The organism is Paenibacillus sp. FSL R10-2734, from assembly GCF_037963865.1.
Classification (GTDB): domain Bacteria; phylum Bacillota; class Bacilli; order Paenibacillales; family Paenibacillaceae; genus Paenibacillus_AQ.
Map to the genome: position 1 here is coordinate 5881498 of NZ_CP150170.1, position 19547 is coordinate 5901044.

Below are 19547 nucleotides of genomic sequence, written 5' to 3' on the forward strand. Positions count from 1 at the left end.
AGTCTTACTGTTTCTATTGTAGCTTTTTTCTTAAGCATTTGGCAAAATCCCTTGTATTCAATAGATTCTCGCTGATATCCTCCGCATTTCACTCTACCCAGAAAAAGCCGCAGCGAATCTCAGTTTCTAAATGGATTCGATGCGGCTTTACACAATTCCTGCTATTTTCTTAATTCTGCACCAAAAGTTTGTTGAAGGGACGATAATAGCTTATCATGCACTTCTCCAACCTCTTCATCTGTCAATGTATGTTCACCGTGACGATACAACAGTGAGATCGCAATACTCTTCTTTCCACTCTCTAATTTGCCACCAGTGTACACGTCAAATACTTGTACGGACTGCAGCAAAGTTCCTCCGTTCGCACGGATGGAAGCTAGTAGATCGCCCGCAGGTACAGCTGAATCCACAACCACGGCAATATCCCGTTCCATTCCTGGGAAACGTGGAAGCTCGTTATATTGCAGACGGCTTTGCGTGTTATCATACAGTGGCTGTAATAGAATCTCAGCTACATAAGTATCCACTAGATCAAGCTTTCTTTGCAGATCCGGATGGAGCTGGCCCATGGTGCCAATCTTCACACGACCTTCGTCCCCAAGTAAATATACCGACGCGGAACGTCCAGGATGATACCCTTCTGGACCATCTCCCTCGTAGATTATTTTATCTGTAAGACCCAAATGAGCAAACACCGATTCCAGTGCACCCTTCAAATCAAAGAAATCAACAGGCTGTGCAGAAACGTTCCATTGCTTCACTGTTAGGCTACCGCTAAGCAACAATCCCAGCACTGGCAGTTCACGCGGCTGACGAGTCAACTGCTCTTCATCTGTGAAGAAGACATTGCCGATCTCAAACAACGCTAGATCGCTTTGACGACGGTTGGTATTGTAGCTAGCAATATCCAAAAGTTGCGGCAGCAGGCTAGTACGCAGTACGCTGCGTTCTTCACTCATTGGCATAGCCAACTTAACCGCTTGTGAGCCTTCTGATAACTCAGGGAACATTTTGCTTTGTTCCGGCTGGATGAAAGAGTACCCCATCACTTCCTGGTAACCGCCATGCGACATCAGGCGACGCAGTTCACGACGAAGCGATTGCTTATGCGTTAATGCTCCTGGCGTTGTAATTCCTTCAATCAAAGTCGTTGGAATATTGTCATACCCGTACAGTCGAGCAATTTCTTCAATAAGGTCAACATCGTAGCTGATATCGCCGCGTCTAGTTGGCACCTGAACTTCAATCAGCCCTTGTGCGGTATCCCCGCATTTGAATTGTAGACGACCAAACAATGTCTTCACTTCCAGCAAGGACAGATCTGTTCCGAGATACCTGTTAAGCTTCTCCAAGGACAAAGTCAGGACCTTCTCTGGAACTGCGACGGTTCCTGCTTGCACAATTCCTTCATGTACAGATCCACCAGCATAACGAGCAATAAGTACTGCTGCGCGGTTCAATGCAGGGATAACTGCGTTAGGATCCACTTCTTTCTCGAAACGAAGGGATGCTTCCGAGCGAAGTCCCAGTTGACGTGAGGTTTTACGAACGGTTCCTCCATCAAACTTAGCGGATTCCAGAACGAGATTTACCGTCTCAGCAGTAACTTCCGTATCCAGGCCTCCCATCACTCCAGCCAGACCTACTGCTTTAGCTCCATCAGCGATAACGAGCATTTGCGGCTCTAGCTTCCGCTCTTGACCGTCAAGTGTAGTCAGGACTTCGCCTTCATGGGCAAGACGAACGCCGAGTTCTCCACCTTCAATTTTATCTGCATCAAAAGCATGCAGCGGCTGTCCATATTCGAGCATCACGTAGTTAGTGATATCCACGATGTTGTTAATTGGACGAATGCCAGCCGCCATCAGACGATTCTGAATCCACAGCGGTGATGCTGCAGGTTTAACGCCTGAAATATAACGAACTGCATAATGACTGCAGTGTTCTTCATTCTCAATCTTTACGGAAATGGATTGAGCAGCTGCGCCGCTTATCTCAATCAATTCGCTCGCTGGATCAGGCAATTTGATCTGGCGTCCAAGAATCGCGCTGACTTCATAAGCTGCACCAATCATGCTTAGACAATCTGAACGGTTCGGGGTCAGATCGAATTCCAGAATTTCATCATTTAGACCTAGCACCTTCGAAATATCTTGACCGATCTCCGTGCCTTCAGGAAGCACAAGAATTCCTTCTTGTTGCTCTTTAGGAAGCAATTTATCATTGAGTCCTAATTCTTTAGCCGAGCAAATCATCCCTTGTGATAATACCCCGCGTAGCTTCGCTTTTTTGATGTCCAGTCCTGGCAGCTTAGCGCCAACAAGAGCTACAGGAACAATCTGCCCCGCATCCACATTTTTTGCGCCACAGACGATTTGCAAATCCTCACCTTGGCCTGCATCCACGATACATACATTAAGCTTATCAGCATCAGGATGTTTTTCTTTCGATTTCACATAGCCAGTTACGATGCCGGAAATCCCTTTATTGCGGCGCTCTACTCCGTCAATCTCAATGCCGGCAGCGGTAATCTTCTCCGCTAGCTTCTCGGCGGTTACTCCTTCAATCGATGTATAATCAGCCAACCATCCGGTTGATACTTTCATGTCCGCTCACTTCCTTTATGTTTCAGATGTATTTATCTACTTGCCGTTCGATCAGCTTCCTGAGGGAGTAGTACAAATTAGGATTACTCGATCAAAGCTTCATACCCGTCCTATTTGGAGCAGTCACTACGAAAAATATTGGACTTCCGATCGCTGTTATCCTCAGATTTCCTGATTCAAACCGCTTCTCGCGGTAGAAATCCGAGGATAAAGGCGAACGCTGACGCTTCTACAGTTCCAAAAATTTTCTCCGTTCCTTCTATAAATAGTCTTTTATTAAGCAAGATCAGCAACCCAATTGCTACTTACTCCCTAACCCGTAAGCCAGCTCGCCCACCAAAAATCTAAACGCCCTTGAACTGCTTTACAAAACTCATATCGTTGTTATAGAAATGACGGATGTCATCGATGCCGTATTTAAGCATTGCAATCCGCTCAACACCCATTCCAAAAGCAAAACCGCTATATTCAGCTGGATCATAACCACCCATTTTCAGAACATTTGGATGCACCATGCCCGCGCCAAGGATTTCTAACCATCCGCTTTGCTTACACAGTCTGCAGCCATCGCCGCCACACTTGAAGCAGCTTACGTCAACTTCAACGCTTGGCTCCGTGAATGGGAAGAAGCTCGGACGAAGACGAATACCTGTATTCGCTCCAAACATCTCCTGCACGAATTGATTCAGCGTACCCTTCAGATCACTCATCCGAATGTTGCGTCCGATAACTAAGCCTTCGATTTGATGGAACTGGAAGGAATGCGTTGCATCGTCATCATCACGACGGAACACTTTACCCGGGCAGATGATTTTAACTGGAACTTCACCGTTCATAGCCTGCATAGTACGAATTTGTACCGGAGACGTTTGAGTACGCATGAGCAGATCATCCGTCAAATAGAAGGAATCCTGCATATCACGAGCCGGGTGATTTTTAGGCAGATTTAATGCTTCAAAGTTATAATAATCGGTCTCCACTTCCGGACCTTCAGCCACACGGTAACCCATACCAATGAAAATATCCTCGATTTCCTGAACCACTCTGCTAAGCGGGTGAATGCCCCCTTGCTGCATGCGGCGACCAGGTAGCGTTACGTCTACTTTTTCAGCCTGCAGACGTTGCTGGGTCTCCTGCTGTTGAAAAGCCTCTTGCTTCGCTCCAATAATCTCCTCAATAGCACTGCGAACCTGATTCGCTACTTGCCCGATAACCGGACGCTCCTCAGCACTAAGTCCTCCCATACCACGTAGAACTTCTGTAAGCTCGCCTTTTTTACCGAGATACTTCACTCTTAGGTCATTTAGAACCTGTGGATCCACAACCTCCTGCAACTTAGCCAGCGCCTCAACCTTCAATGCTTCCAACTTCTCTTTCATGGCCGTGTACAGCCCCCTTCAATCATGGTCTAGTTCAACAAAAAAAGGCCTTTCCTCCCGGTAAGGGACGAAAAGACCGTGGTACCACCCTTGTTAGACAAGCAATCTATTCCCTTAAGAGCTTCATTCCCTCTTTTGGCTAGACAGATACCTATCTCACTTTATACAGAAATAACGGTCTGCGACCGGTTTCCCCTACTCATCCTTACAAGGCAATCTTAAGGAATTCAAGGAACTGCTCCGGAGTGAACTTCGACAGCTCTGTTTCCTAGAAACGCTCTCAATCAACGGCGTCTCCTCCCTGTAAGTCAGGCACTGTGTACTCTTCTCCATCACTGCATTTCACAATTCAATCTAATTGTCAGGTATCTCTTTTATACAAGAGATATGTCTATTTATTATATGCAAAATCTGTCGTTTTGACAAGCTCAAGCATAATTAGGGCAATTTTTATCTGGCTTTAAGCTGGCTTTAAGGTTCAGAGCCGTTTTGGGGACTTTTTTTCAGCTAACGTTCAGCGGAGCTTGATAATTTCCATTATTAAGAAGGCATGGTTGTACATAATCTCAAACCACCTTCATAGAACAAGGACTTTCATACTGGGAGGGAATTACATGCATGCACGAAGAACAAAAGTTGCTGTGATCATGCTTAGCGCAGCCGTTCTGAGTCAAGCTACATCGTACGGAGCGTACGCAGCATCAACGAATACTACATCCACCAAAACAGCAACTACCACCACGGTGTCCACTCTGGATAAACTCGGCTCGATAGCTTTGAAGAGTAGCTTTAGCGTGAAGCTGAGCGATGTTGGCTTTTTGACTCAGGATGGCGGCAATATTCTTACATACACACTCAGCTACTACAATGGAAGCGGCAGCAGTATCAATCTTGTGGACTATCTCTCTAAGGTAACTACTGCCGGAGGAACAGTTATCCAAGGAAGCCCAGTTACGAGCAGTGCAACCATCAAATCCATCCCCTCCAAAAGCAGTCAGTCTGTAACCTATTACGTAAATGTCGGTAAATCCACTTCTCTTAAAGGCATTAAAATTTCATTATTCGGTTGGGATTTCAGCAGTAGCAACGATTATCAAAAGAAATTGGGGACCTTCACCCTTCCAGCAGCTTTTTCACAAGCGGTTGCTAGAGGCCAGAGTAAAAAGATCACCCTAAATAATCTCCCTGTAACAACCAAAGCGGAAAGTCTGCAAATTTACAAATATAACGGTAAGGTATATGCCAAAGTAGGCGTGAGCTTAACCAATCAAGGTACCAAAGTGCTCAGTGATACTGGACTTAAGGGATACCTAGCTTCCGCTGGCGGATCTGAATTTGAACTAACGCTTGATGATGCGAGCAGCAACTATAAAGTGCAGCCACAGGAAAAAAAGACGATCTACTACATGACAGAAATCCCCTCTTATATGAAGACAGACAATATGACCCTGCAATTTGCTGGAGAAGATACCTCATTAAAAATAGCACTACCCATCGCTACCTATAACCTTCCCGCCGCCGCCACTGCGGATCTTGTCGTAGCCAGCAATATCGTCAAGAAGCTTACGATCAATAGCAATACAGTTGAGACGCAGTTGAAAAGCGCTAACGTCCATGCAGACAACGGCATCGCAAAGTGGACGCTGCAGTTCCGAGTAAAGAATAGCGGCAACAAAGCGATAACTTTGCCTGCTTACGAATTTGCCGTTAAAGCCGCTGAAGGATATAGCTTTCCAGTGGACACGAAGGATTTTGCTAACCTTACACTAAAGCCGCTTGAGGAAAAAATAATCGAGCTCAGCGCAGACGTTCCACTAACGATTGCCCAAGGAACACTGCAACTACAAATGACTGAACCCGCTGTCGAAGGAAAGATCATTTTTCCTACCGCTTATTATCAGATTCCTTACACACTGCAAACGAACAATTGGCAGGACACAGAATATGCGGTGGAGAACAGTCACGGAACATTTGCTGTCAAGCTTGAGAACATCCAGCGGCTACCCTGGGCAGACAAGGATCAGCTTGTAGCTAAAATCAACATCCGCAACACCAAATCGACCTCTGTGCAGCTTCCTACTTTTACAAGTGTCATTAAAGCTGGCGAGAGTGATATTAGCAGCACTTCCCAAGTCGTCACAGAAAGCACGCAAACCATACTCGGTCCAAATGAATCGGCAGATGTTTATGTCGTGGCCAATATCCCTTATACGTATCAGTTCAATCAATTAAAAATAACGCTGCAAGAAACCTCCGGCGAAAGCAAAATTAATTTTCTATCGTTAAGTACAAACCAGTTGGACAGCCGTGTTCAAGAAGTTGCAGCGCTAAGTTCCTACCATATTGAGCTTGAAAGTAAAAAAGCAGAAGTGTTAGAACGCCGAACAACGGTCTACCAAGGTACGAGCTCCAATATCATGTACACAGAACTGGAAATGAACAGCGAGGAAACGCGCAAATCGGAGCAGACTCAACTCGTAGCTTATTACAAAACGCCAGACAATCAATATTACGAGGCCGAGGTCAACCAGTCCACAACCTCCACTAGCCCAAACGGAAAAAATCTGATTACCGTCTGGACTAAGCTTCCACTTGGTGTAGATCCTTCTCAGCTTGTGCTTAATGTCGGTGAAGGGGTATCCGAAGGAAAGCTTACTGCTCCTGGTGGGAAATCAACGGGGTATATCAATACGGTGTCACTGGGACTAAATAATGTTGCTGTGGAGTCGAAGGGTAATCTTTTGGATGTGGAATTATTCCCATATACCCTATCCGTTACAAACACAGTCGCCACCGTCACCGCTGGTAAAGATACGCTCAGTACGGTCCTAACCTACAATATGTCGAGCAGCGCTTTATATGAATCTGGCACATATGAGCACAAGCTAGTGCTAGAGGTGATTGACCCCTTCGGACAAACGATGGAGAAGACATTAACGCCTGGTATAGATCTACCATTAGGTAACTACAAGTCGTTCACCACAACATTCACAAGCAATCTTTACAAAACACTAGGTGGCGGCGCGATCCGATTGAATGTATACGACGAATTCCAAGGTCATCGAAATCTACTAGGAACTGGGACCTATGTTGTCACTTATCAGGCAGCGTCAACGACTTCAAACAGCAGTTCCGCTTCAAACACCGATTCAGGTGCTAACAATCCATCCGACAATCAGTAAAAGCGCTTGGGTGCCATATTAAGAAATTTGATGATCTATGGAGGAAAGAAATGAAGAAGAAAAAATGGTTGCTCTGGACGATCGGAGTAGTAGCTGTAGCAACAGCAGGATTGTTGGTGTATACGTTTCTACCTGATAAGAACAGTCAGGCTGCGGAAGTGCCCGTTACTACAGCCACGGTTACGAAGGGTGATATCGTAGTAAATGTATCCGGAGCAGGCTCCGTCACAGCCACAGAAACGGGGAAAGTGAAAACGAAGGACGCTGGAACTGTAGCTGCAGTGCTTGTCAAAGAGGGCGATCTCGTGAAGAAGGGGCAGACTTTAATTACCTTCGAAGGCGCTGACCTGAGTGACAATCTCAAGCAGGAACAAACCTCTCTTACCTCGCTCGAAGTGGAGCTTCAGGATAAGCAGGAACAGTATAAGAAGCTGGCTGTGGCAGGTGCCTCTGAAGACGAACTGGCCAGCGCCAAGCGTTCGATTGAAAAAGCTAAAACGGATATTACGAACCAGCAGGAAAAAATCGCTTCTGTACAAGAAGATATGGTTCCACCTGATCCTTTAACGGCTCCTATTGACGGAACTGTAATAACAGTTAACATAGCCAGCGGTGAAAAAGCGATGGATGGCTCCGAGCTCATCGATATCACCAATTATGCCAATTTAAGTGTAATTGTGCAGGTGGATGAGCTTGATATTCCTACAGTGAAGATAGGAATGCCTGCTACCATTTCATTGGATGCCCTGCCCGACACTGAATTTAAGGGAACGGTCACTAAGATCGCCAAGGAAGGTACGGTCTCTAACGGAGTATCTCTCTTCGATGTTACCGTTGGCTTAACCACCTCGGAAGGTGCCCTTGTTGGGATGTCAGCAGAAGTTTCAGTGACAACAGCTGAGAAAAAAGATGTGTTAACTGTACCTATTGAAGCTGTTCAAGAAAGAAACGGCAAATACACAGTAGCGCTTCCTTTAGCAGCTGGTTCAGCCGAAACCTCCAACAACGCATCTGGCGAAGGCCAGGCACCAATGCCTAGCGGGGCGCCTGATACTGACGGTGGTGCTATGCCTAGTGGTGCGCCTGATGCTCGCGGTGGTGCTATGGCTAGCGGGGCGCCTGATGCTCGCGGTGGTGCTATGTCTAGTGGGGCGGCTGGCACAAGAAACCGCGGAAATAGTAATCAGCGAATGGTCACAGTCGAAGTGGGCATTCATGATGAGAGCAGCATTGAAATTGTCAGCGGGCTTAGTGAAGGAGACAAGGTGATTATTCCTACAGTAATCTCTACAAAAACGGGCACAACCAGTACAGAGACGCAAATGCAAGGCGGCATGGGCGGTATGGGTGGCGCCGGTTTCGGTGGTGGTGGCTTTAGTGGCGGTGGCAGCTTCAGTGGTGGTGCCGGTGGAATGGGCAGAGCACCAAGTGGCGGCGGAGGTGGCAGTAGATGAGTGCTTCAGCGCCGCTGATCCAAGTTCAGAATATGACCCATGGCTACACTATGGCCGGAGAAACGATGACGGTCCTAAAAAGCCTTTCCTTTACAATTGATTTGGGAGAGTTCGTAGCGATTATAGGTCCCTCCGGTTCTGGTAAATCAACACTTATGAACATGCTTGGATGCCTGGATGTATCTGATGAGGGAAGCTATCTTCTGGACGGACAAGAGGTTCGCAAGTTATCCGACAACAAGCTGGCTAATATCCGAAATGAGAAGATCGGCTTTATCTTTCAAAATTTCAATCTTCTCCCCAAATTGACTGCTGTCGAGAATGTTGAGCTTCCGCTAATTTACCGTGGACTCTCACATCGAGAACGCAAAGAAACGGCGCAGCAAGCACTCCTTAAAGTAGGTTTGGAGGAGAGAATGCATCACCGTCCTTCTGAGCTTTCAGGTGGGCAGCAGCAGCGTGTAGCTATTGCGCGGGCCATGGCAGGGTCTCCCCCGATTCTACTTGCAGATGAACCTACTGGGGCGCTTGATACGCGAACTGGACAAGAGGTCATGCAGATGATACGAGAATTAAATGAGCAGGGTCATACAATCATCCTAATCACACATGACCTCGAAATTGCAAAGCAAGCGAAGCGGATTATTCGCATTCAGGATGGCAACCTCGTGGAAGATCGGAGGAATGCGAGGTGAAATTATTTCAAAGTATGCGCATGGCTCTAAAAAGCATCTACAGCAGTAAAGTAAGGGCTTTTTTAACGATGCTGGGTATCATTATTGGAGTATCATCAGTTATCATCCTCGTTTCTGTAGGTCAGGGAACTACTTCTCAGATTACGGAGCAGCTCAATGGACTCGGAACGAATCAGCTGACGGTAAACATCACTGGCCGTGGAGCCACCACCTCCCTCACCTATGAAGAAGCCTTGGCTTTAGGGGACATAGAGGGTATAGAAAATGTAGCTCCTGTGATAAGTGGCAACGTTACAGCTAAGCACAATACAGAGAATGTTAGCGTTACTGTTGAAGGCATTACACCTTCTTATGAGGACGTAAAGGATTTCCATGTACAATCAGGGCGCTTCCTGCTTGATATTGATACGGAGTACCGGCAGAAGGTAGCGCTGATAGGCACAGGTACGGCTGAGGATTTGTTCGGAACAGACGATCCTGTAGGCCAAAAGGTACAGCTAAATGGGATCAGCTATAAAATCGTCGGTCTATTGGAAGCAAAAGGCTCTAGTCTAAGTGGCTCCAATGATGATATCTTATTGATCCCTATAGCTACTGCAGAACGTCAGTTAAGAAGCAAAGGCGTCCGTTCCATCACGATTGCGACGACCTCAGCAGATACTGTAGCTACTGTAAAAGAAAAGCTAGAGAGTACGCTGGATGCTAAATTTAATTATGCAGATAATGCTTTTAGCGTATTTGATTCTCAAGAAATGCTGGAAACTGTAAATTCCACGACAGATACTCTTTCAATGGCACTTGCGGGCATAGCTGGTATTTCACTGTTTGTTGGTGGGATCGGCATTATGAACATCATGATCGTATCTGTCAATGAAAGAACAAGAGAAATTGGTATCCGCAAAGCAATCGGAGCCAAAAAATTCGATATTCTTACTCAATTCATGATCGAATCCATTGTGCTTAGCGGATTAGGCGGGGTGATTGGCGTTGGCATTGGAGTCGCAGGCAGTTGGTTGCTAGGAAAGTATACTTCACTTACAGTATCCATTGCTTGGGATATGGTAATGATATCTTTTGTTTTCTCCTTGCTCATCGGCGTGATTTTCGGAATGATGCCTGCGAACAAAGCCGCACGTCTTCGTCCCATTCATGCACTACGTAACGAATAGTTATTTCAACGACAGCTGTCCAAGGTCATTATTATGACTGGGGCAGCTTTTTTAACTTTGTGGGGCAATTTTAGGAGCTAGGAAGTGTATCATTTGCGAAGTAGTTGGGTAATAGGATTTATGGATTTGAATATAGATAAGGCAATAGGCCCATACAATAATCATTAGATTTTTTGCAGAATGATATTAATTTGAGGAAGCGATTGCTCTATAAGTAGGACGTCCTATATAATTGTTGTACGAGAAACTGCGATCTACTCACAATTTATTTTTCCCATGCCTTATTTCCCACTATGTTAGAACACCTCTTTTCTACACTTAATCACTCTCACCATCTTTGCCTAAAAATAAAACATACCTGCCACAGATAGAAGTTCCGCAGGTTATACGTTAGCAGCAATAAGATTTTTAACCATCTTATGCGGGGAGAAGATGACCGTGGCTGGATTTTTCGAGATCAAAGTAACACGCAAACTAATCTTTATATTTACTGCGATCTCCATTCTACTGGTTGGGATAAGTGTAGCCTCTTTACTCTATCTAAATCACACCATTAACAGAATGTCAGATTCTTTATATCATGATGTATTTGAGAACTCTGAGCTCATACTGAGCGCTGATCGTGATCTGCATCAAGCCGCCATCGCTCTCCACACCACTATGAGCTCGAACCTCACTGAGGCTGAACTTGATCAGTACATTCAGGAATATAAAAACAATAATCTACAAGCACAAGAACGGGTAAATCTAGCGAGCTCAGACATCAAATCTATTAACAAACCTTACAGTGATATGAAGCAAGCATCTACTATACTCACTGAATTAGAGAACGAACTCCAAGCCTTCGAAGCATCCCTAATCATTTGGAAGAGCACAGGGAATGCAATGATAGCTGAACGGATGCAGATCGGATGGGACCCTGCTTCATACTATGCTGTAAACCTGAACTCGCAGTTATATGAAGTTAGAAATCATCTGGATCACTCAGAAGAGTTGATAGACAACTACGCCTTGCAAGTAACGGATGGGTTCCAAGATAAAAAGAGCGCTCTCTTTGCGCTATACTCACTGGTCTTCTTTATACTGCTTCTGGTTATTATTTATCTCGGACGCAAAATCATTTGGCTCAAGAATGAAATGCTGGAGGAACAAACACTCTATCAGCTAATCGGTGAAACTATGTCTGACTTTATTATATTAACTGATCCTAACGGGTTGATTCTGTATTCCTCCCCTTCCCATTCAAGTATTCTCGGCTATGTCCCTAAAAAAGGTGATCCATTATCCAACTACATTCGTGAACCGGAGATTGCCTGGGCTAAACTCAAGAGTGTCGTACAGGGATCCCCTCGTATCTCAGAGCTACGAATGCGTGCAGCTGAAGGTCAATGGATATGGCTGGAAACGAAGGTGTCACCTGTTCGAGGGAGTAACAATTTCCCAGCGCAATTTATGCTGGTGTCTCGTGAAATTACACAACGGAAGCAATACGAAGAACGATTACATAAGCTGGCCTTCTATGATCATTTAACGGCGATTCCCAACCGGGCGCATTTCAAAATGTATATGGAGAATCTCATCAACCAACCCGAGGAGCGGAGAAAGAATATTGCACTCGCACTGTTGGATTGTGACAGATTCAAGCAGCTAAACGATACTTTAGGACATTTAGCTGGAGACGAATTTCTGCAACTGCTCTCTAGAGAGCTTCTGCAAACGGTCAAAGGTGTCGGTCAGGCGTTCCGAATTGGCGGGGATGAATTCGCAGTGGTCCTGCACCGATTCACAACTCCAGAAATGTTAGATGAAACGCTACAACGGTTGCTTAAGCTGTTCAACAAATCTTGGTCTATTGACAATGGATCTAGCTTCCACACCTCCGCGAGTATTGGTGTAGCTCTGTTTCCTGAACATGGAAGCAGTATTAATGAACTTCTGCGTGCCGCCGATCTAGCGATGTACCTTTCCAAAGACCATGGAGGGAACGAAGCTAATCTCTATTACGAGCTTTTGGATGTAGGTTTATCCAACCAGACCGTCGGAAAACCATAAGAACAATAAAAAGGCTGCTCCGGGATAAAATCAACCTGAAGCAGCTCTTTTTATGCTTTTAACTGGTTAACTGTAGGTGATCATCTGAGATCCCGTCATTCTCCTGTTCACGATCTAGAACCAGGACCTTAATAAGGTCTCCATCCTTGGAACAATCAATAAAACGATCGCCATTCCCATCTTTCTCTTCCCAGTCATTAAGTCGTAATATATACCCGATAGAAACAGTATCCGGCAGAACCTCAATTCGTGCAACTGCACGCCCGTCCTCCATATACCGAAAATCGCATTGTCCATCCTGAATTCCAGTATCCCAAACCCAAAGATTCCAGCCCTTATAATTTCCATCTGGTCGTTCATAGTGTACTTCGATGATTTTGGACCGCGGTGCTGGCTCACCGCATTCATCATAGAGCACCATCATCGACAAGCCTTCTACCTCTACCTCGTTATCTGCGATCTTTCGGAATGACTCTGTCCCCGCTCTGGTATGATCCACTACAACGTTCCAACCGTTAGTAGCTTCAGGAAGCGATAATCTTATTCGATCTTTATTAGCATTAAAGATGACCGTTATATTGTTCCAAAGGTCGCCACCTGCATGATTTCTAAGCAGATATGACACTATACCACCATCACAACGTAGAAATTCCAGCGAACGCTCAATTTCCTGACGACCATGTAGACGAAATGCCGGATGTGTTCGCCGCAGGTCGATCAGGCCTTTATAATATTGAAATACAGGCTTAAATATGCTCTTCAAATTCCAACGGATCGCGTTGATTGTATCACCGCTTCGATAGCTATTATGATCTCCAAATTTACTGCGCAGGAGCTCATCACCAGCGTGCAGGAATGGAATCCCTTGCGATGTCAGGATGATTCCGCTAGCAAGTAGGGATCGACGCACGGTTTCATTTCCGAGAATATTATCCAGATCTACATTCACGTAAGGATTAGCCCGTGAAACGGCATCCTGAAATCCCCCTTGAACGGTAAGCACTTTATCCCACAAATTCAAATTGTCATGGGCGGTTACATAGTTCACAGATTCCACAGGGGAGTCAGTAAATTCGTGTATGGCTCCTTTGATTCCGGCTGCAATAGCCCCTTCTTTGCCGTATTCTCCTGTAATGTAGCCCCTTCCTGAGCCATCACTATCTCCTTTGATCGCAATGCGAAAGTTATCATTAAATACAGCATATCCTTTCCCCCGCTGCACACCTTTTAGCGTCTTAGTTGCGAGTGGAGAGTCTCCTCCTGTCCAAGGTTCACCATATAAGAGCAAATTAGGATTCACCTCAAGTCGAAGCTCTTCCGTAATTTCTCGCATGGTAACACTATCCATCAGTCCCATAAGATCAAACCTGAAGCCATCAATATGATACTCCGAAGCCCAGTAGGACAACGAGTCCTTAATATATTTGCGTACCATAGGACGCTCAGTAGCTAGCTCATTACCGACTCCAGAGCCATTAGATAAACGCCCTAAATAGTCACGACGATAGAAATAATCAGGCACGAGCGGCTCGAAAGGCCCGTTCTCTACAGTATACGTATGATTGTATACCACATCCATAATCACGGAAATCCCACGGCTGTGCAAGGCTTGAACCATCTCTTTGAATTCGCGAATTCGCAGCTCTGGAACGTTAGGATCTGTGCTATAAGAGCCTTCTGGTACGTTATAATGCTGGGGATCATAGCCCCAATTGTAGTCGGTATGTTCAATTGACGAACCACGCTTAATTACACTTAGCTCATCTACTGTCTGGAAATCGAACACAGGCATCAAATGTACATGAGTGATACCTAGATCAACCAGATGATCAATACCTATTGTATTTCCTTCCGAATCCCTTAATCCATATTCGGTAAACGCTTTGAATTTACCCTTATAGTACATGCCAGAGCTCTCATGGGAAGAGAAGTCTCGTACATGCAGCTCGTAGATAACAGCGTCTGCAGGATGCTGCAATGGGGGAGCAACATCCTTATCCCAATGCTCAGGATGGGTACCCTGCAAATCAACAATTGCTGTTCTTAAACCATTTGCTGAGACTGCTGTAGCATAGGGATCTACTGCTTCAGCCACATTTCCATCAGCAAATACAGCTCGGTACATATAATACTTCCCTTTCAAATCACCTGATAGCTTAGTCTGCCAGACTCCGCCATTTTGTCGCTGCATATATATAATACGTCCACTATCAGTAGAGCTCGGATCTAATCCTATATTAAGTTGATTTCCACCTGTTTCGTACAGTACTAAAGACACAGCATAGGCCGTAGGTGCCCAGACTTTAAATACACTGTACTCCACAGAGTACGTCAAGCCTAGGTCATTACCTTCATAGACCTCCAACATTAATTCTGTATCTATATAATTTTTACTCATGAGTTAACACCATCCTATCGCTCCCTGCCTAACTTATAGGGATGCTTATAAGTCCAAATATTACCAATTCACTTCGTATTAATACTTGCACTGCTCTGCAAGTCGATATAGGAGTATAAACTTTCTATGGATTCATATTATTATATGTAAGACATATTCACAGGTTTGGGTTCCTTACCGACTTTATACACATCACTATTACTATCGGCATAGTCATCTGCGCAATAAAGCAAATATAAAGTGAATTTAACTATTCTAAATTGAGTTTAACGCTCATGCATGATGCAAACACAAAAAAACCGACCTCCAAACATCGGAAGTCGGTAATAGTAGTTGGAACTCCATATAACGCTTAAACGGAGTAATACATATGGAAATAATTAATTATTGATGCTGTGAACAAGTGCAGCTACTTCTTCTGCAGTGCCAAGTTGCAGTGCTTTTGCAGCCAGTTCCTTCATGTCGGCAGCCGACAATTTAGAAATTTGACTACGTGCTGGCAGAATTGACGTTGCACTCATACTGAATTCATCAAGACCAAGACCTAGCAAGAGTGGAATCGCTGTTGCGTCCCCTGCCATTTCACCGCACATCCCTGTCCATTTACCCTCTGCATGCGCTGCATCAATTACATTCTTGACCAAACGCAGGATAGCCGGATTATAAGGCTGATACAAATAAGAAACTCGTTCATTCATACGGTCAGCAGCCATTGTATATTGAATAAGATCATTCGTACCAATACTGAAGAAATCAACTTCCTTCGCAAACTGGTCAGCCAGTACCGCAGTGGATGGAATCTCAACCATTATACCGAGCTGGATGTTGTCAGATACTTCCTTGCCTTCTTCACGCAGCTTTGCTTTCTCTTCAAGCAGAAGATCGCGGGCTGCACGGAATTCACCAAGTGTTGCAATCATAGGAAACATAATGCGAAGATCCCCATGAACACTTGCTCTTAGTAAAGCACGCAGTTGAGTACGGAAAATATCCTGACGATCCAGACAAAGACGAATCGCACGGAAGCCTAGGAAAGGATTCATTTCCTTTGGAAGCTCCAGATATGAAAGTTCTTTATCTCCACCGATATCAAGCGTACGTACTACTACCGGTTTGCCCTTCATATTCTCAAGCACAGTACGATAGGCGTTATACTGAATTTCCTCAGATGGCAGCTTATCGCGGCCCATGTATAGAAACTCAGTCCGGTACAAGCCTACACCTTCACCACCATTCTCAATCACACCGTTGACATCATTAGGTGTACCGATATTGGCAACCAGCTCTACATGCTTACCATCTGCAGAAACTGTTGGTTCGTCCCGAAGCTTCTTCCATTCTGCGATTTGCAAGTTATAAGCGTCTTGCTTATGAATGTACTCTGCCACTTCTGCTTCACTAGGATTAATAAGAACGTCTCCGTTCAGACCATCGATAATCACTAGATCCCCAGAATTCACTTCTGACATCACATTCTTGGTTCCAACAACTGCCGGAATTTCCAAAGAGCGTGCCATAATTGCTGAGTGGGATGTACGTCCACCAATGTTCGTCGTGAAGCCTTTTACGAACTTGCGATTAAGCTGTGCTGTGTCAGATGGAGTCAAATCCTCAGCAATAACAATAACCTCTTCACTGATTTCTGCGGGACTAACATAATGAATACCCAGCAAGTGGTTCAGCATGCGTTTGGTTACGTCACGCATATCCGCAGCACGTTCCTGTAAGTAAGCACTCTTCATGTTTTCGAACATTTCAATGAATTGTGTAGCTACTTCGTTTAGTGCATAGTCCGCGTTAACCGATTCCTGACGAATTTTATCAATTACGGGGTTAATCAGCTCTGGATCCTCGAGAATCAGCAAGTGGGATTCAAAGATCTCTGCCTTTTTCTCTCCCAGCTCTGCCAAAGTGCGCTCTTTAATACTTTGCAATTCAGCACGTGATTTCGCGAGTGCATCATTCAACTTGGCGACTTCCGCTTCAGGATCACTGATACTAGTCTTCGTAATTGTATAATCCGGATGTTTCAGGATGAAGGCACGGGCTACTGCAATCCCTGCTGAAGCCGCGATTCCTGAAATTTTACTCATGGATTTCCCCTAGCCCTTCTTTAATCATTACTTCAGTTAGTGCGTTCAGAGCTTCAGCTTCTTCGCTACCTTCAGTAATCAGAGACAAAGTATCTCCAGCTTCAAGACCCAATGATAATACACCAAGAATGGATTTCAATGTTACTTTCTTACCTTTAGCTTCTGCATATGCTTCTGTACCTTTGAATTTCGTAGCTGTATTTACCAAGGCTGTTGCCGGACGTGCGTGAATTCCATCTTCATCGATAATTCTGAAAGTTGTTTGCATAATAATATCCAACTCGCTTTCTTTTAATAGAATATTTTTAATTTATAGTGAAGGCTTCGCTTCCTTTAATGAATAAAGGAAGCGTTAGCCCTTACTTTTACTGAATTGTAATAATATCCTTATCCCCAATGGATACCTTGCCTGGCTTCTTCAAGGTTACGGAAGAGCCTTCTGGCAAATTAGAGAAAATAACAGGAGACATTACAGATGGTGCATGTGCTTTTACATATTCCAAGTCCACTTCCATAATCGGCTGTCCAGCAGATACAAGGTCACCCTCTTCAACTAGAACCGTAAAACCTTGACCTTTAAGCTTAACCGTATTGACCCCGATATGAACGAGCACTTCCTTGCCTCCATCGGACATAATACCGATGGCATGCTTGCTCGGGAATACGTTAAATACTTTACCGTAGACCGGTGAAGCAATCTTCCCATCATCGGATAGGAAAGCAAAACCGTCACCCGTCATTTTTTGGGAGAATACCGCATCAGGAACCTCAGTGATATCCACTAGCTCACCATTTACCGGAGAAACGATATCTTCTTTAATAATTGCTTCACCAGCTTCACCAGCCTGTTTCTCTTCTTCAGGTTGTGGAGAAACTACTGGAGCCGTTGAAGCTGCAGGTGTCTTCCCGCTTATTACATCTTGAATCTGACTCTTGATTGTATCTGAACGTGTGCCGAAGATCGCTTGAACGTTATTACCTACTTCGAGCACGCCTGATGCACCTAGCTTCTTAAGACGATTCTTATCCACACCTGATTTATCTTTAACCTCAACACGAAGGCGTGTAATACAAGCATCCAGATGAGTGATGTTCTCTTTACCACCCAATGCGGATAAGATGTTTCGAGGTAGATCATCACCAGCTTTAGAAACTGATTCAGTGTTCGTATCATCTGCTTCGTCCGTATCGTCTTCACGACCCGGTGTCATCAGATTGAACTTCCGAATAACAAAACGGAATCCGAAATAGTAAATTAAAGCAAGGGCAAGACCTACTGGTATTACGAGCCACCAAGCCGTACGGTTCGGAATGATACCGAAGAGCACGTAATCGATAAAGCCTCCCGAGAAAGTCATACCAATCTTAACATTAAGGATATGCATGGTCATAAAGGACAAACCAGCAAACACAGCATGTACAGCGAACAGCAATGGAGCCACGAACAGGAATGAGAATTCAAGTGGTTCAGTGATCCCTGTTAGGAACGAGGTCAACGCTGCGGAAAGCATCAAACCACCGACAATCTTTTTATTGTGAGGTTTAGCTTCATGATAGATGGCCAAAGCAGCTGCTGGAAGACCGAACATCATGAAAGGATACTTACCTGTTGTAAATGTTCCTGCTGTGAATTCTACGCCATCACGAAGTTGCTGCATGAAGATCCGTTGGTCACCACGTACCAATTCTCCTGCTTTATCTACGTAGGTACCAAATTCATACCAGAACGGAGAATAGAAAATGTGATGCAGACCAAAAGGAATCAACGAGCGTTCGATCGTTCCGAAGATAAACGCAGCGAGCGTTTTATTCGTATCAATCATACTCTGTGATACATAGTTCAGACCGTGCTGAATTGGCGGCCAAACCAAGGTCAATACCAGACCGAGAATCAAAGCCGTCACCGCCGTCATGATCGGAACAAAACGTTTACCTGCAAAGAAACCTAGATAGGATGGAAGCTCAATTTTGAAGAATCGCTTGTACATGGCCGAAGCCAATATACCGACAAGTATACCTCCAAATACCCCTGTTTGCAGTGTTGGAATCCCTAATACACTAGCATAGGAGAAATCACCTTGGCTCAGGACATAATCATTGACGCCAATTACAGTACCCATCGTAACATTCATCACGAGGAAACCGATAATAGCGGCTAGACCTGCAACTCCTTCACCCCCGGCTAAACCGATCGCAACACCCACGGCAAATAGTAAGGATAGATTATCAAATACAATTTGCCCTGAGTTCATCAATACGTTAGCAATTGCCTGAACCGCATCGTTCTGCAGTGCTGGAACATATTGTAGAAAATCGGGGTTTACCAGCATGTTTCCTATTCCAAGGAGCAGACCGGCTGCTGGCAGTATGGCTACTGGGAGCATTAGTGCTTTACCAACTCTTTGTAAAACACCGAACAGCTTTTTGAACATCATGGTCACTTCCTTTCATTAATCAGATTTTTATCAGCTTTTTAGTTAAAACAGATGCCAAAAAAGGCATGAGCAATACAGTATGAA

11 protein-coding genes and 1 other annotated feature are annotated in these 19547 nt (G+C 44.9%); of the genes, 5 read left to right on the top strand and 6 right to left on the bottom strand.

The features are described from left to right. Nucleotides 1-161: 161 nt before the first annotated feature. Both pheT and pheS read right to left on the bottom strand, forming a co-directional pair. A complete protein-coding gene (gene pheT / locus NSS67_RS25550) occupies nt 162-2606 on the bottom strand; it encodes a phenylalanine--tRNA ligase subunit beta (protein WP_339316533.1) in 2445 nt (814 codons plus the stop codon). 344 nt (nt 2607-2950) lie between these two features. Next, nucleotides 2951-3985, bottom strand: coding sequence for a phenylalanine--tRNA ligase subunit alpha (gene pheS, locus NSS67_RS25555; RefSeq protein WP_339316534.1), 1035 nt, complete (start codon nt 3983-3985; stop codon nt 2951-2953). A gap of 60 nt (nt 3986-4045) precedes the next feature. Beyond that, nucleotides 4046-4330, bottom strand: a binding site (T-box leader). A 269-nt stretch (nt 4331-4599) separates the two neighbouring features. On the opposite strand from pheS, the gene NSS67_RS25560 reads away from it, so the two are divergent. The 5 genes from NSS67_RS25560 to NSS67_RS25580 all read left to right on the top strand — a co-directional run bounded on the left by NSS67_RS25560 (nt 4600) and on the right by NSS67_RS25580 (nt 12537). Beyond that, nucleotides 4600-7167 (top strand): hypothetical protein, encoded by a 2568-nt coding sequence (locus NSS67_RS25560; RefSeq protein ID WP_339316535.1) that lies wholly within the window; start codon nt 4600-4602, stop codon nt 7165-7167. Between the two features lie 50 nt (nt 7168-7217). Next, the gene (locus NSS67_RS25565; protein WP_339316536.1) at nt 7218-8621 is read left to right on the top strand and encodes an efflux RND transporter periplasmic adaptor subunit; all 1404 of its coding nucleotides are present in this window, start codon (nt 7218-7220) and stop codon (nt 8619-8621) included. Beyond that, the gene (locus NSS67_RS25570; protein WP_339316537.1) at nt 8618-9316 is read left to right on the top strand and encodes an ABC transporter ATP-binding protein; all 699 of its coding nucleotides are present in this window, start codon (nt 8618-8620) and stop codon (nt 9314-9316) included. The genes NSS67_RS25565 and NSS67_RS25570 overlap by 4 nt, the downstream gene beginning before the upstream one ends. Next, nucleotides 9313-10485 carry an ABC transporter permease gene (locus NSS67_RS25575; protein ID WP_339316538.1) on the top strand — a complete coding sequence of 391 codons (1173 nt, stop codon included), beginning with the start codon at nt 9313-9315 and terminating at the stop codon, nt 10483-10485. Before NSS67_RS25570 ends, NSS67_RS25575 begins: the two co-directional genes overlap by 4 nt. A gap of 438 nt (nt 10486-10923) precedes the next feature. Further along, nucleotides 10924-12537, top strand: coding sequence for a diguanylate cyclase (locus tag NSS67_RS25580; RefSeq protein WP_339316539.1), 1614 nt, complete (start codon nt 10924-10926; stop codon nt 12535-12537). Between the two features lie 58 nt (nt 12538-12595). Here the strand turns inward: NSS67_RS25580 and pulA are convergent, their stop codons facing one another. The 4 genes from pulA to ptsG form a co-directional block, all read right to left on the bottom strand. Continuing rightward, nucleotides 12596-14935 carry a type I pullulanase gene (gene pulA, locus NSS67_RS25585; RefSeq protein WP_339316540.1) on the bottom strand — a complete coding sequence of 780 codons (2340 nt, stop codon included), beginning with the start codon at nt 14933-14935 and terminating at the stop codon, nt 12596-12598. 380 nt (nt 14936-15315) lie between these two features. Further along, the gene (gene ptsP / locus NSS67_RS25590) at nt 15316-17028 is read right to left on the bottom strand and encodes a phosphoenolpyruvate--protein phosphotransferase (RefSeq protein ID WP_339316541.1); all 1713 of its coding nucleotides are present in this window, start codon (nt 17026-17028) and stop codon (nt 15316-15318) included. Next, nucleotides 17021-17296, bottom strand: a complete 276-nt coding sequence (locus tag NSS67_RS25595) for an HPr family phosphocarrier protein (protein WP_339316542.1) — start codon at nt 17294-17296, stop codon at nt 17021-17023. Before NSS67_RS25595 ends, ptsP begins: the two co-directional genes overlap by 8 nt. Nucleotides 17297-17393: 97 nt before the next feature. After that, the gene (ptsG, locus tag NSS67_RS25600) at nt 17394-19460 is read right to left on the bottom strand and encodes a glucose-specific PTS transporter subunit IIBC (protein ID WP_339320704.1); all 2067 of its coding nucleotides are present in this window, start codon (nt 19458-19460) and stop codon (nt 17394-17396) included. Nucleotides 19461-19547: the final 87 nt, after the last annotated feature.